This is a genomic window from Gracilibacillus oryzae, assembly GCF_009498735.1.
Taxonomy (GTDB): Bacteria; Bacillota; Bacilli; order Bacillales; family Amphibacillaceae; genus Gracilibacillus; species Gracilibacillus oryzae.
The window spans coordinates 1-15,550 of record NZ_ML762434.1; the positions used below are offsets into that span (position 1 = coordinate 1).

Below are 15,550 nucleotides of genomic sequence, written 5' to 3' on the forward strand. Positions count from 1 at the left end.
TAAAAGAACAAATATGTATTATGTGAATTAGGTTGTTAACATTGTATCTATATTTACACATAAAAAAGGACTTGACTTTCAGAGACCTTCTCAATGCCTTGAGCGGATCAAAGATAGTGCGCTTTGGCATTGAAAGGTGGTTAAGCCAGAATACTTTCACTTGTCCAGAAGAATTGCTATACACTTTGCTTAATCCGTCAAAATTCTCAGTCGATAACAATTTTTCGCTGTCACCCCAAGCTGGTCGAGCAAATTATAATTCGCATATGCACCGACAGCGGCACCGATTCCAGGTATCATTTGAAATAATTTTACCAAGTCAATATAATCACGATATTCTTGTTGGAAACTGCGCCAGTCCATGTCGAGTAACTTCCCTTTTTCATCTTCCCAATTTCTCACTATATGGTAAGTTTCCCGTCGTTTATCATCATTCGAGAAAGCCAGCTGAAATACGTGGAGGAGGAATAGCCGCTCTTCATATTCTTTTGTATCAAAACCATAAGATGCAGCAACTTCAAACAAGAACTTCATCTTAATTGACAGCAGAAGCGGAAAGTCTGCCAATCCCAGCAAAATGCCTCCAGCACCTGTGCCAGCACCTTCAACTGCTGCTGTTCTTCGGTAGGAAGATAACTTTGCCTGGACTAAAGCTTCTTTTTCTTCTAAGCTTAAACCATCTGTTTTTCCTTTAGCTGTTGTAAAATCAGAACCAGTTAAGGTTGCTTTCACCATATGCTTTATTGCTTCCGTCACAACCTGGTGTGCTTTCTCCGGTATAAAACTGTTAAATTTATTTTGAGCCTTTTTGGAAAGAGATTGCACTAAACTTTTGTTTTTCAGTAACTTTAATTCCCAGTCCAGCATTTCTTGATATGCTGTTTGTTCATATTGATTCATCGTGTCATCTCCTTAAGGGTTTATTTTATTTACGCACTATAAGACAAAAGGTTTCTGCTTTTACCATAAAAAAGTTTTATTTCACTAGTAAGAAAAGCCCTCACTTTTCAGACAATAGTGAAGGCTTTTTTCTATAATTTAAAACGGGATATTTGCTTTAAAAGGCTGTCTGCGATGTGGGTAAGCTGGGAAGACTGGCCATGCAATGATGTCAACAGGTCTGCAAGCGCAACGGTAGTATCAGTTGTGGTTGCCGTTTGCTCTTTCAACATTTGGCGAATTGTCTCCATTTTCTTATAGACTTCTTCCACATCTTCCGTTGAAGAATCTTGATTTTTTTCTCTCACATACACTTCTAATTGATCAAGAAATTCGATAATATCGTCCAATTGTTCTCTTAATTGCTTTGTTTCCTTCATAGAGACAGTATACAAATGCTCAACAGACTTGGCTGCATCAGCTTCTAACAATACCGCCAGCCGTTGGGTTTGATATGCCTTGTTACTCGTTTCTTCCAATACATGATTTAAAGTCCTGACCATCTTATTCGCACTTTGGGAAAGCTGACTGAATTCATTTTCCTCATTTATCACACTTTTAGCTGTGAAATCTCCTGTCCCCAGCAATTGAACTTGTGTATTAATCGTTTGGATGTTTTGGAAAATACGATTAAAGAAAGTTGTAGTTAGTAAAAATAATAATAGAATAGAAAGAAGTCCAGAAATAACGAGTAATATTGAATGACGGTAAAGCGGCCCGCTTAACTCTCCATAATCCAAAGCAAGATAAATCACTTCTCCTCCTTCTGTCGGGATAAAAGACTTGTACACTCTTTTTCCATCTACTTCTGCATTATATCCTGTTTTTTCAGGTTTAACTGATAAGTCCAGAATCGTCTGTCTGTCTCTTTGCTGAAATAAATTAATTTCACCATATAAAACAGGAGAAGAATATAACCCGCCCTGAAGCGGCGAATTTTGAAATTCGTGCGGAGCTAATACGGCTATATCTAATATGTAAGGATTTATATTATTTGCTTCTGTTAATGCATCCGGCACCACATCATTAATGAAATGATGAATTTCTTTCGTTTTAATAAAAGCATTAATAATATAGTCAGTCCCTTGTACATGGTAATATGAATACTTATTAAAGAACATATCTGTTTCCTTTGCATCTGACTGAGTAATTGATAAAACATACATTCCTTTATCATAATAGCTGAGGATGTCTTGTTCAGAAGGGACTCTATCATTTAATATCGCATGGAGATTCTTGTTAATACTAGACACTTTTTTAAAGCTGAAGCCGACTTCTTCAGGCTCACTTGACTTTGCTACAACAAAATCATCAGCCTCACTGGGAACAATTAATGAAATTCCGGCTACACCTGCCTCTTCACGTATGGAGACTAATTCTTCTTCTCTTATTTCCTCTATCTTTTTGCCACCAAGTTTTTCGCCAATATAACGGGATAAGTAAATGAGGTTTAAATCAATCTGTTGTTCAATTGCTTTACTTGCTATATCCATTTCTTTAATTCCCTGCTCTATTCGGTCTGAGATGATCTCTCCCTGTTCCTTTATCCCTTCTTCTATTTGTTTATGAATAAAATTAAGTTGCATTGCTCCGATCGTAAGCACAACAAATAGTATGACAAGAAGGATTCTTTTAATAAATTGTCCCCTTAGTGTCGGTCTTCCTCTTCGCCCCACAGCTATCCCGCCCCTTTTCTCGTTGTCAACACACAATGTTAAAGAATTCGCTATTTTTCAAAAAATTCCTGCTCCTGCTTTTGCAATAAAGCCACAAATATTTCACTAATGACTAAAGACCTATTCATAGGTTTATAATACCATATTTCATTGCAATATAAATCTTTCTGGCAACTCTTATGATATTCAGTGAGCCACTGATGAATAGCTGATGCAATAAAACTTAGCTGTTCTTGCTTTTTCTATGTATGATTGCTGATTAATGAAACATGCTAAGAATTACCATGAACGGATGGAGGAATGTTCTATGTTGGAGGATATCATGTTAGTTATCGGAAGAGTAATTACTATTCTCCCTCTTATGCTGATTATTACATTATTTATGGGAAGAAGGGCAGTTGCGGAGTTGCCTGTCTTTGATTTTCTCATTATTATTACTTTAGCTTCCGTTGTTGGGGCAGATATTGCTGACCCGAATATTAAGCACTTCCCGACAGTTATTGCCATTATTGCAATTGGTATTTTGCAAAAGAGCGTTTCTTTCCTGAAATTAAAGAACCGTACATTTGGACATAAGATCACCCTCGAACCAATTATTGTGGTTCATGAAGGCATGTTAATCCAGAAAAATATAAAGAAAATCGGTTTTTCTATTGATAATATATTGCAAATGTTACGCCAAAAAGAAATATTTGATATTAGTGAGGTAGAGACAGCCATTATTGAAGCAAACGGATCAATAAGTGTATTGAAAAACAGAAAAAAAAGAGGAGTGACATTAGAGGATCTGCAAATATCCGGGCAAAACTCTTGTATCTCCTATCCTGTTATTGTGGAAGGAAAAATTTATACAAATGTATTAGACACATTTGAGCTTGATGAAACATGGTTACTAGAACAAATCCAGCTTCATAACCACCCTTTACAAGATATCTTTTTCGCAAGCATTAATTCACTGCAAGAATTACACATCTGCGCTTATGATGATATGCCAAAAGAATTGCCGCCAATTTATCACTGATGCAGGAAAAAAATCGTTATCATATTTTATTTCACTCTGCCATAAATAACAATATACTACTATTTAGAATGGAGAGAGAGCAGATGCATCCAATTCATTCATCGAACATTGTTGTTTATGGTACAGGAATTGTTACAGCCATTCCGGACCAGGCCACAGTGCAGCTTGGGGTCGTAACAGAAGGAAAAAGCGCTCAGGCTGTGCAGCAAGAGAACAACAACAGGATGACGCAGGTCTATCAGGCACTATTAGCTTATGGAATTCCCCAAGAGAGGATACAAACAATTGAAGTCTCCATCATTCCCCAGTATGAATATATTGACGGGAACCAGCAATTAATAGGATATCAGGCAACAAACAGAATATCTGTTCAAATAGACAATGTTGATCATATTGGTAATATAATAGACATAGCAGTTACTAATGGAGCAAATCAGATCTCTGATATCCAATTTCAAGTAGCGGATGAAAATCAATACTATCAAAAGGCACTGCAAGCCGCTTTATACAACGGCAGCCAGAAGGCGAGTACCATATCCCATACACTTTCACGTAACATATCCCTGCAGCCTGTCAGTATAAAAGAAATACCAGCTGACTCCCCCGCTCTATATAAAACGTATCAATCCTCCTTCTCTGCTAATGCAGCTGTCCCCGTGTCCCCGGGGCAATTAGAAATCGAAGCTAAAGTAAAAATGATTTACTGCTTCACTTAAGTTGATCATTAACCCTTTCTTCCAACACCGTTTCCCTTCTCTTCCGATCTTTCTAAATATTTCTTTTTGTAAACAAATGTTTATCAACACAAAATATCGGTTATGAAAAATACATGGATAATTTTAAAAACAAAAAGAAATGAGATATAGAGGAGGAGAAAATTATGAAACCACATGAAATGCAAAAAGAAGGAACACCTAGACAGAAACAGGATCGTCAGCCTGGTTTTGAATCAGAAATGACTCCATTGCCACACCAGCCGACAGATTATAAAGGTTCGGACAAATTAAAAGGAAAAGTCGCTTTAATTACTGGCGGAGACAGCGGTATTGGCAGAGCTGTATCCATTCTTTATGCAAAAGAAGGGGCGAAGCTTGCCATTGCCTACCTTGATGAAGATAGTGATGCAGAAGAAACAAAACGATTAGTAGAGCAAGAAGGTGGCGAATGCATTCTGTTACCTGGTGATATTAAAGATCCTGACCATTGTGAAAATTTAGTTAAAAAAACAGTCGATCATTTCGGCAAAATTAATATCCTTGTTAATAACGCAGCCGTTCAATTTGTGAGAGAAGACTTATTAGAAATCTCTAATGACCAACTAGAGGAAACATTTCGCACAAACTTCTTCTCCCAGTTTTATTTAACAAAAGCAGCTGTGCGGAATATGAATGCTGGAGATACGATTATTAGTACTTCTTCCATTAATTCTTACAGAGGACATCCTGTGTTAATTGACTATTCAGCCACAAAAGGTGCGATAACAGCCTTTATCAGAAGTATTGCACAAAATTTGGCTAAAAAAGGGATTCGAGCCAACTCTGTTGCACCAGGGCCTGTTTGGACACCATTAATTCCGTCATCATTTGATGAGGATAGTGTGGAAGAATTTGGTCAGGACAGCTTAATGGGCAGACCTGGACAGCCGTCAGAGCATGCATGGCCATATGTGATGTTGGCTTCTGATGAATCTTCTTATATGACAGGGCAAACCATCCATATTAATGGCGGTTCCTGGACCTCGTCTTAAGAAGATATAATTACAGGAACATTACAATTCCTTCGTTTAGGATTATAACTAAGATAAAGGGGTAATTAAACAATAACCGTTGTAAAGCTCTGATATTGTCAGGGAGGATTAACGGAAAGATTATCACCATCTTGTTGCAGTACAACTTTAAAAAATCCAAAGGAGGAATTGTAATGAAGTGTACAGAATGTGATGGGGTAGGATTAGTGCGTTGTCCAGATTGTTCAGGCGAAGGAATTGATTATGGAATTCATAAGTGTGAAGAATGTGCCGGTGAAGGAGAATTTGCCTGTGAAACATGTGAAGGTACAGGTAAAGTAGGTTTTCTTGATAAGGTCAAATCAAAGCTATAAAATGCAGCAGGATTATCATCAAAAAGTGGATAGAGGATGGGACATTATGTGTCCATACTGAAATCCGGGCGATTGAATGAATCGCCCGGATTATTTTACTTCCATTGCTGGGACTTTTAAATTAAATTATTGTTCGGTAATCAGACTCTCATATCTTTTTTTTAAACTACTTCTCTCTCCCAATGTCTGTGTGAAGCAATGGCGTCAACAAACTTCGGCACAAAGGATTTTTTATCATCTTCAATGATAACTCCAGGGCTTTTGTCCATTTCCGCTGCATTCAGCAATTTTCTGCCTTCCTCAGTTGCACCAATTGCTTTATAGTGTGAGAATGCTTCATAAATAAACAAGGTCGCTTTTTTATAAAATGCCTTATCTTCCTCTTTCCCGCCTATAATATAGACTGCATCAAACAGAACAGAGTCTGCTGTTAAGAAAGTATGTTGAACTTCTAATTCCGCTTTATCTCTTCCCATCACTTTTCCTAATTGATCGCTGACAACTTCTGGCTGTAATCCTTCATTCTTTAAGTCTTCCAGAATTGCCATTACTTCTCCATCTTTAAAACCATCACCTACAATTACAGCAACTTTTCTTGTTTTCGGTGAGTGTGTGGTGTTCTCCTGACTAAGTGCTGGAGATGCTTTTGTTACTGAATTTGATTGTTCCTGTGGCAATTCAGCGCCAATTGCTTTCGCAAAACCTCTTGCTAACTCTGTGCTTACATTTGCAAACATGTCCACAACTTGCTGTTGAACAGACTTACTTTCCACTTTCCCTAATTCAAAACTGAATGCCTGGATCATATGTTCTTTCTCTGCGTCTGACATACTGTTCCAGAAAAGGGTAGCCTGACTGAAATGGTCTTTAAAACTTTCACTGCGGGCACGGATTTTATGCCCCTCTACCTTTTCCTCATAATGCTTATAGCCGCCTTCTGCCTCTGTAGAAGTGGCTGGTGTATTTTGTGCGAGTGAATTTTTGTGATAGCTCACAGGTCCTCGATTGATCGTTTGTCTGCCGTAGCCGTCACGCTGATTGTTATGAAATGGACATACAGGACGATTGATTGGCAGTTCGTGAAAATTCGGGCCACCCAAACGGATTAATTGTGTATCAGTATAAGAGAATAAACGCCCTTGTAATAAAGGATCATTAGAAAAATCAATGCCCGGTACAACATGGCCTGGATGAAAGGCAACCTGTTCTGTTTCGGCAAAGACATTATCAACATTGCGATTTAATGTCATTTTCCCAATCAGCTTTACTGGTACATCTTCCTCTGGCCATAATTTGGTTGGATCTAAAATGTCAAAGTCAAAACGGAATTCATCCTCTTCCGGAACCATTTGCACACCTAATTCAAATTCGGGATAATCACCATTTTCAATCGCTTCCCATAAATCACGGCGGTGAAAATCAGGATCTTTCCCATTAATCTTCTGTGCTTCGTCCCAAACAACAGAATGTGTACCTAAAACTGGTTTCCAGTGAAACTTTACAAAATGGGATTTGCCTGCTTCATTCACAAAGCGGAAGGTGTGCACACCAAACCCTTCCATCATTCGGAAACTTCTCGGAATGGCCCTGTCTGACATTGTCCACATTACCATATGTGCTGATTCCTGGTTATTTGCAACAAAATCCCAAAAGGTATCGTGAGCTGAAGCAGCCTGTGGCATTTCATTATGTGGTTCAGGCTTTACTGCATGAACAAAGTCCGGAAACTTCATTGCATCCTGAATGAAAAATACCGGAATATTATTACCTACTAAATCATAGTTACCTTCTTCAGTATAAAATTTTGTAGCGAACCCTCTTGCATCTCTTGCAAGCTCTCCAGATCCTCTGCTTCCTGCAACTGTTGAGAAGCGGACAAATACTGGCGTTGTTTTCCCAGGGTCCTGCAGAAATCCTGCTTTGGTGAACTCTTTCATTGATTCATATACTTGAAATTCCCCGTGAGCGGCAAAACCGCGAGCATGGACGATTCGTTCTGGTATTCTTTCATGGTCAAAGTGAGTCATTTTTTCACGGAAATGGAAATCTTCCATTAATGTTGGCCCACGTTCACCAGCTTTTAGCGAAAATTCATCTTCAGATACTTTTACTCCTTGATTTGTCGTCAGTTTCTGATTTCTGTCATCTGTAGTAAACTGTTCTAATTGTTCCTTTTTGCTATTGCCGCCATTTACGTTTCGCTCGTTACTCATCATGTCCTTCCTCCCTTTAGGAATATTTCCCCTAAACTTATTTCCCTCAGAAAGTTGAAGTCAAACCAGTTTTCAGGGAACTTAACCTTTTTGTAATAATGTAAGCAAAGGACATAAACAAGCTTTTTAAAGTTCCCATAAAATAGAGAAAAAAGGAGGAATTTCTTTGTCTCATAGAAAAAAACGACTGAAAATCTGTATACCAAGAGGCTATAATTGGTGTGGTCCAGGGTGCAGCGGACAGGGAGCTCCGGTGAATGGTGTTGATGCTCTTTGCAAGCAACATGATTATTGTTATCAACATAGTAAAAATAAGTGTGAATGTGATCAAGCATTTCTAACAAAACTTCAGCCCAAAATAGACATGACTACAAGAGAAGGCAGACATGCCCACCTTATCTATCAATATATGAAGCTGCAAACATTCTTCACCTGTCATCCCACAAGAAAGATGAAATAAAGGGAGACTCAGTGATAAAGGTTGATAAAAAAGAGAAAGCTGCCTTTCCTATTATAAGGAGAAGGCAGCTTCCATCATTAATGTTGTCCCTTAATCTGATCAACATGTCCGATATGTTTGTGATTTAACCACAAGTACAAAACAGATAAAAATACAATAATGGCACCAACATAAAAAGGTACACTTGAATTAAACCTTTCTGCTAATTCACCTGCCAGGAATGGGGCAAGAGCTCCACCAAGAAAACGCAGGAAACTATAAGCCGCAGAAGCTGTTGAACGTTCCACAGGACTTGCATTCATTACAGCAGTTGTAATAAGGGTATTATTATTTCCTAACAGTGCCCCAGCTATGACAACTGCCGCTATTAATAACCATTTGGTAGAATTAAATATTCCCATTACAAGTAACACAAGTGCAAACAAAGTTAACATTGCACCAATTGATTTGATTGTGCCGAATTTTTTTTGTAACACTGGTGCCATAAAAACGGAGGTGATGGCGAGCAACAATCCCCAGCCCAGAAATACATAACCTAATCCATGCTCATCCAGGTGCAAAACAAAAGGAGAATATGCCAGCAATGTAAAGAAGCCAAAATTATAGAGTGCTGCCGTAATGCCTAGTACAAGCAAAGACCGATGTTTTAATGCCCGCAATGGATCGATTATGGATATTCTTTTCTTATTTTTGGACTGATTACCACCAGCTGCTTTCGGCATAAACACAGTAAGTCCTATGAAAGCAATCACCATTAATGCAGCGACACCCAGAAACGGACCTCGCCATGAGATGGCACCTAAAGCCCCGCCGATTAACGGTCCGACAGAAATGCCCAGTCCGATCGCTGCTTCATATAAAATAATGGCTTTTGCATTTCCGCTTGTTGACAGAGTGACGATAGCGGTTAATGCGGTTGCTACAAATAAAGCATTCCCAAGTCCCCAGCCGCCACGGAGAAATACCAGTTCCCAAATACCATTAGATAAGCCGCCTAAAGCGGAGAATAATGCAATAATAATAATTCCAGAAAGCAGTGTTCCTTTCATCCCAATTCGTGACGTGATCGCCCCTGTTATCAGCATCGCGATTGCCATTACGGCATTATAACTAGTAAATAACAGCGTGACCTGGCTTGGCGCTGCATCTAATTGGTCCGCAATCGCAGGCAAGATCGGATCCACCAGCCCAAGACCCATAAATGCGATAATACAAGCAAAAAACACAGCCCATACTGCTTTTGGCTGTGACAGAATATTTCCTTCCGAACTTACTTGAAGTTCTGCTGCCGTATTTATTTTTTTATTCATTCTTAACTTCTCCTAACTAAAAAAGGTTGTATAATACAATTACATTATTGTATCATACAACTAATTATGTTATTGTGTCAAATCTGCTATAATACTTAACAGATACATTAGTCAAGGAGGACCTTGTGTGAACAACAAATCGCTGGAATTAATTGAACAGGAATTAACCGACCTTATTCGGAGAATTGTTATATCAGAAAAAAGAAACGATAGTCTGGAGCGATCTGGCTATATATTGCTGCGCTTATTACTATCACATGGACCGGCTGGTGTGAAACAGCTGGCAGAAAAACTTCAGCTTGATATATCAACAATCAGCAGACAAGCTGCAGCCCTTGAGGCAAAGAAATATGTGGAGAGAGTTCCGAATCCTGCAGATAAAAGGTCTTACTACTATACCATCACAGACAAAGGCATCAAGGAGCTGGAAGAGAATAAACAAAGACGGTTTGACAGACTTGAAAGAATAATGGAAAGCTGGTCAGAGGAAGAGCAATATAATTTCGGCAAACTATTGAAGAAGTATAACGAGCATGTAAAAGAGAATCCAAAACGGTGAACTGTTTGGATTCTCTAACCCTGTACTAAAAGCGTCCTGATTTAAATATCGAGTACATCATCCATGAGAACATTAACATCGCGATAACAAATCCAACTTCAATTGCCGGAATATCCCATAATAGTGAGGTCTGTCTGCCTAACGCAGAACCAATGATTAAACCTACCATAATTAAGCTGAATGCTAATAAGACAATACTGAATGATAACAGATTCCCTATCCTGTCCAGTTTTTTGAAGAATGAATCAGCCTCAGGGATGCTGACTTGAATTGGCAGCTTTCTTTTCTTCACTAATGTTGTCAGTTCCTTTACCGCTATTGGTAAGTCATGGATGACATCCCCATATTCCTGGATCTGTTCAAATAAATCTTCGGCTAACTGTTTTGGGTGATATTGTTCTTTGATTAACTCTTTTCCAAAGGGTTCAGCCGTCCCCACGATGTCAGCCTCAGGGTCCAGCTGCTCAACAACCCCTTCCATTGTCAAAATTGCTTTGCCAACTAATGTTAGATCTGTTGGAATCGCAATATCATGTTTGTTTGCAATAGCATACAAATCTGTTATGGATTCCCCAAGTCTCATGTGTTTTTTCGATATGTTATCATATTTGATTAGAAATTGATCAATATCCCCGCTGAGCACATGATGATTAACACCATCCTTGACAGCACCCATTTTTTGAACTGCCTTTATCACTTCCGAAGATTTCTGTCTTACCAATGCAATCAATAAATGAGCCAACTGTGTTTTCATCTCTTGAGAAAGCCTGCCTGTCATCCCAAAGTCAATCATGGCAATTTTCTCACCAGGCAATGCCAGTAAGTTACCAGTATGCGGGTCACCATGGAAAAACCCTTCTTTAAAAATCTGCTTGTAGACCGCCTGCATGATTCTTTCTGCTAATCGTTTTGTATCATATCCCTTTTCCTGTAATTCAGTGATTGCATTCACTTTGATCCCATCAATATATTCCATTGTTAATACCCTTTTTGTGGTATAATCCCAATAAATATCAGGGATGATAATATGATCATCTGATTCAAATTGTTTTGCCATAAGGTCAGCATTACGGCCTTCACTGACAAAATCTAATTCCCTAATGATCGCATCAGACAATTCTTCGACTATCTCTCTCACCTGATATTTTCTTGCCCAATGAACGCGCTGGTCCGCTCTTTCAGCTAATTCTTTTAAAATCTCTATGTCTGTATGTATCGATTTTTTAATATTTGGTCGCTGAACTTTGACTGCCACCTGCTGTCCTGATTTTAAAACAGCTTGATGAACTTGTCCGATGGAAGCAACCCCAACTGGCTTAAAATCAAATTTCTGAAAAACTTTATCAGCAGGAGCACCAAGTTCCTGTTCTATAATCCGGTTAATATCTTCGTTATCCATTGGCCTGATGCCATCCTGAAGCTTTTCTAATTCCTTTATGATATTCTTTGGAATTAAATCAGGTCTCGTACTTGCCATCTGGCCTAGTTTAATGAAGGTGGGACCAAGCTCTTCCAAAAAGGACCGGATTCGCTCACCGGCAGTTTTCCGATGTTTCTGCTGATTCTTTTGCATAAAAATTCTTCTGGGCAATGAAAAAACCTGATCAAGGCCTAATTCTTTAACAAAAAAACCAAATCCGTTTCTGGAAAAGGCTACAGCAATTTCTCTGTATCGATCCATGTGTCTGATTCTATCTCTAAAAATGTTGTCCACCCCCTTTGCTTATGATCATTCTGTCATTATGGATGTATTTTTTGCTCTAATGCTGCCAGCCGCTGTTCGAGCGCACGTAAATCATCTTTTCTTACCACTTCAAGATCGTCTAACATTGCCTGAAGTTTCTGCTTTACTTTTTCATCCATTTTCCCTTGGCTTTCTTCCCCTTTTTGTCTTAACTGGGCAAAGATATCATTTGAATCTTCTCTAGATAATTCTCCCTTTTTGATTAATTCATCGATTATTTTCTCTGCCTGTTCCTTGCTTACTGCAGCCAGACCTAAGCCCAGCGATACACCTTTTCTGAATGTTTCTTTCATCAGTGAGCGCCTCCCTTATCTTTGAGCTTATCGCATAATTAAACCTTAATAATCACTACCCAAAAACACTTCATTAAAAACCCGTGTTGGATAGGTTTTACCTCTTCTTAAATATAAAAAACATACATACCAAAAAATACCCAAGTGGATTTTCAGCTCGTGCTGTTCCCGCTGGAGTCTCGCATTTTCCCCAGCTTTTTAGGGTTTTCTAAACTAATAAGTGGAACGAATATCATCCTGTTAAGACAGCCTCACTTATGGTAAGTTTAGGACGAACATCAACTCCGCTTAGAAGACTCTCTTCCAAAGCAGGGATCTGAGATGAAGTGGAGGATGAGAGATCCTGTTTTCATAAACACAAATAATCCGAACAGTGTTCGGATTACAGTATAAACAGACAAACTACTCTTGTCCCATCCTCTCTACTTCGCTTCTTTTATTTCCCTAAAACTTCACTCAATCGATCAGGGTAGTTAGTAAATATTCCTGTAACTCCCCAGTTTATTAATGCATTCATTTCTCGTTTTTCGTTAACAGTGTAAGCATGGAGTAACAGGTCTGCTTCACGGACATCTTTGATGAAAGATTCATTAAGATAGAGATAATTAACTCCTATTCCTGTTGCATATTCCCTCAGCTCACTTAATTCCCTTTCCGTTATTTGTGCAGGTTGTTTGTAGCTCAATAATTGAATAAGAGGGAGATCAGGTTCTTGTTGATGAATCTCCAGTAAACTTTCCTTACTGAACGATTGGATAACGATGGCACCCTCCCGCTCTGCTGGTATAAGCTGATACTCTTTCAATATCCTGATTAAGGCTGCCGTCATTCCCGGAGATTCGTCCGGCTGCTTTATTTCAATATAATAATTGGCATCTGATCCGAAATGTTCAAATACTTCTTGAAGTGTTGGGATCTTAAGCCCTTTGTAAGCCTCTTGTGCTGCTCCCGGAGATTCAAGGTTAAACCATGAACCAGCATCCATTTCTTTCAGTTCTTTTAATGTAAACGAATGGACAAAGCCAGTCTTGTCTGTTGTGCGGTCAATATCAGCATCATGCATGGCAACTAATTCGCCATCTTTAGTCATTTGCAAATCAATTTCTATGTAATCCGCTCCCATCTTCTCTCCTAATTCATATGCCTTTATCGTATGTTCAGGAGCATGACCTGACGCACCTCTGTGGGCAATGTTAATCATACGATTGACAGATAAAAGGGATTCAGATGAATTTTTCATGAAGGAAACTTCCTCTATTTTCTCCTCTTGTGGAATGATTAAATAGAGGACGAAAAAAAATAATACAATAAATACAGCAGCAAACATCCACTTTTTCTTCAGTTTTATCACCTGGCCATTGTAAGTAATTTCTATTCATTATCTCAGTCTGAACGGTAAGCGTTCGAGAAGATCTTAACACAATTTTCTTAAAAATCAACATCAGGACTGACCCGACAGGAAAAAAAAGTTAATAATTACTTTGACAGATAGAGCAATTTACAGTATTATTACTCTATGAGATAGAATAGTTAGGAGGAAGATACTGTCCAATGATAAGAAGTGATATTATACGCGGCCATTTAGATTCGATCATCTTGCGCTTAATTTTGGAAAAAGACAGGTATGGTTATGAAATATCCAAGGAAATCAGCACACGTACAAATAATCGATTCCAGATTAAAGAAGCAACCTTGTATGCAGTATTCCAACGGTTAGAAAAGAAAGATCTAATTGAATCCTATTTTGGTGATGTTTCTAAAGGAGGAAAAAGAAAATACTATAAAATTACTACACTAGGAAAAGCATATTTAAAAGAAGTGGTTGTTGAGTGGGGAGAAACAAAGGAAATAATTGATTTATTTATGGAGGGTTTATAGTGAAAAAAATTAGAGATTACGTAGATTATTTATTTAAAGATATACCAGAAAGTGAAAAAAAAGACGCTGTAAAAGAGGAAGTGATACAAAATTTAGAAGAAAAAGTCTGGGATTTGATGGATCAAGGCAAAGAGGAAGAGGATGCTGTAAATAAAGCAATTGTCGAATTTGGTGATATAGAAGATTTAAAGCAAGAGTTAGGGAGCAAGCCGCCAATAAAGAAAAAGAAGAATATGACAAAAATAAATCTTGGTTACTCTGTATGGGGCAGTGCTCTCATTATCGCCATGTTTGTGTTTATGAATTTCTACTATTCTCCTAATGTCATCTGGTTTGTCTACCCAACCTTTGCAGTAGTATGGTGGCCGTTAACAATGTATTTCCGCTGGTTGCGTACAAAGGAGAATGTAAAATGAAAAAATATGAATTAAGTTTTGCAGTTGTTGCGAGTGTAATCACGATCGCCTTTTTACTTGTCGTTAATTTAATCACAAGCACTGCTCATCTCTGGTTTATCTATCCGGCATTTGTGATCTTATTTTGGCCAGTTAGTTTATACAGTCTGAAAAAAGGCAAGCATAAGCAATTTTCCATCCTCTGCAGTTTGCTTCTTATTGCCTTTCTTGTTGTAATGAATTACATCAATACTCCAGAATATCCCTGGGTGATTTTTGGACTCTTTCCTATTTTGTGGTGGCCTATTCTTGTATTACTAGGAGACCGCGCGAAAACAATCCAAGTAGCGTTGATTGGAAGTTCCAGTATTATTCTCTACTACATCTGCTTAAATATTATTATGGGAGCACAGCATCCCTGGGTTATTTACCCGGCATTTGTAGTGTTATGGTGGCCGCTCGCTGTCTACCATGGACAAAGAAAAAGCTATTTTGCATTCTCTATACAAGCAAGCATCTTAATAAGTGTTTTCTTTATTACTGTTAATGCGATCACCTCACCACAAGCGATATGGGCAATCTATCCAATCTTCTGTGTGCTATGGTGGCCGTTAAGCATGTATTACTTTGTTTACAAGAAGAAGGCAGGAATTTAATGCTTGAAGGGATGGTTACATGATCAAAAAAATGATTTATTTTCTGTTCAAGGTACCATTACATCAACAGACATGCAGATTTGACAGGATAGCTTTAACAAATTATAGTGATATTTCATTTCAAAAAATTAATCCTTCATGATCATATTTCAGCATTTAATCGCGTATTTGCAGCTGCACCCTCTGGGAATAAAATTTTTTTGAAACTTTTACCTAAGAGTTTTCGTCATATATATATAGGTAAGAATTAATATGTTATTATAATACTAAAATAAAATAAATTTCCAAATTGTTAATAAAACTTTA

General features: G+C 38.1%; 16 protein-coding genes. 9 read left to right on the forward strand and 7 right to left on the reverse strand.

Going from position 1 to position 15,550, the window contains the following annotated elements:
• Window positions 1-189 precede the first annotated feature (189 nt).
• Window positions 190-900, reverse strand: a complete 711-nt coding sequence (locus F9U64_RS13795; protein ID WP_153404674.1) for an EcsC family protein — start codon at window positions 898-900, stop codon at window positions 190-192.
• Window positions 901-1,031: 131 nt separating this feature from the next.
• Window positions 1,032-2,615, reverse strand: coding sequence for a hypothetical protein (locus tag F9U64_RS13800; RefSeq protein WP_153404677.1), 1,584 nt, complete (start codon window positions 2,613-2,615; stop codon window positions 1,032-1,034).
• 307 nt (window positions 2,616-2,922) lie between these two features.
• Here F9U64_RS13800 and F9U64_RS13805 point away from each other — a divergent pair, with 307 nt between their 5' ends.
• The 4 genes from F9U64_RS13805 to F9U64_RS13820 all read left to right on the forward strand — a co-directional run bounded on the left by F9U64_RS13805 (window position 2,923) and on the right by F9U64_RS13820 (window position 5,736).
• On the forward strand, window positions 2,923-3,636 hold the full coding sequence (locus tag F9U64_RS13805; RefSeq protein WP_153404680.1) for a DUF421 domain-containing protein: 714 nt from the start codon (window positions 2,923-2,925) through the stop codon (window positions 3,634-3,636).
• Window positions 3,637-3,719: 83 nt separating this feature from the next.
• Window positions 3,720-4,352, forward strand: a complete 633-nt coding sequence (locus F9U64_RS13810; RefSeq protein ID WP_194287377.1) for an SIMPL domain-containing protein — start codon at window positions 3,720-3,722, stop codon at window positions 4,350-4,352.
• A gap of 164 nt (window positions 4,353-4,516) precedes the next feature.
• Complete coding sequence (locus F9U64_RS13815; RefSeq protein ID WP_153404685.1) at window positions 4,517-5,383, forward strand: SDR family oxidoreductase; 867 nt, start codon at window positions 4,517-4,519, stop codon at window positions 5,381-5,383.
• A 173-nt stretch (window positions 5,384-5,556) separates the two neighbouring features.
• Window positions 5,557-5,736, forward strand: coding sequence for a hypothetical protein (locus F9U64_RS13820; protein ID WP_153404688.1), 180 nt, complete (start codon window positions 5,557-5,559; stop codon window positions 5,734-5,736).
• Between the two features lie 161 nt (window positions 5,737-5,897).
• Here the strand turns inward: F9U64_RS13820 and F9U64_RS13825 are convergent, their stop codons facing one another.
• On the reverse strand, window positions 5,898-7,949 hold the full coding sequence (locus F9U64_RS13825; RefSeq protein WP_153404691.1) for a catalase: 2,052 nt from the start codon (window positions 7,947-7,949) through the stop codon (window positions 5,898-5,900).
• Window positions 7,950-8,115: 166 nt separating this feature from the next.
• Between F9U64_RS13825 and F9U64_RS13830 the strand changes: the two genes are divergently transcribed.
• Entirely contained in the window at window positions 8,116-8,409 is a 294-nt protein-coding gene (locus F9U64_RS13830; RefSeq protein ID WP_153404693.1) for a phospholipase A2 family protein, read from the forward strand.
• Between the two features lie 77 nt (window positions 8,410-8,486).
• Here F9U64_RS13830 and F9U64_RS13835 read toward each other — a convergent pair whose 3' ends face one another.
• A complete protein-coding gene (locus F9U64_RS13835; protein WP_153404696.1) occupies window positions 8,487-9,719 on the reverse strand; it encodes an MFS transporter in 1,233 nt (410 codons plus the stop codon).
• A 127-nt stretch (window positions 9,720-9,846) separates the two neighbouring features.
• On the opposite strand from F9U64_RS13835, the gene F9U64_RS13840 reads away from it, so the two are divergent.
• Window positions 9,847-10,278: a MarR family winged helix-turn-helix transcriptional regulator gene (locus F9U64_RS13840; protein WP_153404699.1), complete on the forward strand. Its 432-nt coding sequence runs from the start codon at window positions 9,847-9,849 to the stop codon at window positions 10,276-10,278.
• Window positions 10,279-10,303: 25 nt separating this feature from the next.
• Here F9U64_RS13840 and F9U64_RS13845 read toward each other — a convergent pair whose 3' ends face one another.
• From F9U64_RS13845 to F9U64_RS13855, 3 genes are all read right to left on the reverse strand, one after another.
• A complete protein-coding gene (locus F9U64_RS13845; protein WP_153404702.1) occupies window positions 10,304-11,959 on the reverse strand; it encodes an ABC1 kinase family protein in 1,656 nt (551 codons plus the stop codon).
• Window positions 11,960-12,018: 59 nt separating this feature from the next.
• Entirely contained in the window at window positions 12,019-12,315 is a 297-nt protein-coding gene (locus F9U64_RS13850) for a phasin family protein (protein ID WP_153404704.1), read from the reverse strand.
• 436 nt (window positions 12,316-12,751) lie between these two features.
• Complete coding sequence (locus tag F9U64_RS13855; protein WP_228275728.1) at window positions 12,752-13,555, reverse strand: glycerophosphodiester phosphodiesterase; 804 nt, start codon at window positions 13,553-13,555, stop codon at window positions 12,752-12,754.
• Window positions 13,556-13,866: 311 nt separating this feature from the next.
• On the opposite strand from F9U64_RS13855, the gene F9U64_RS13860 reads away from it, so the two are divergent.
• The 3 genes from F9U64_RS13860 to F9U64_RS13870 are packed head-to-tail and all read left to right on the forward strand — an operon-like array spanning window position 13,867 to window position 15,244.
• Window positions 13,867-14,193, forward strand: coding sequence for a PadR family transcriptional regulator (locus F9U64_RS13860; protein ID WP_153404707.1), 327 nt, complete (start codon window positions 13,867-13,869; stop codon window positions 14,191-14,193).
• Window positions 14,193-14,609 (forward strand): permease prefix domain 1-containing protein, encoded by a 417-nt coding sequence (locus F9U64_RS13865; protein WP_153404710.1) that lies wholly within the window; start codon window positions 14,193-14,195, stop codon window positions 14,607-14,609. Before F9U64_RS13860 ends, F9U64_RS13865 begins: the two co-directional genes overlap by 1 nt.
• Window positions 14,606-15,244 carry a hypothetical protein gene (locus tag F9U64_RS13870; protein ID WP_153404713.1) on the forward strand — a complete coding sequence of 213 codons (639 nt, stop codon included), beginning with the start codon at window positions 14,606-14,608 and terminating at the stop codon, window positions 15,242-15,244. Before F9U64_RS13865 ends, F9U64_RS13870 begins: the two co-directional genes overlap by 4 nt.
• The last annotated feature ends 306 nt before the right edge of the window (window positions 15,245-15,550 follow it).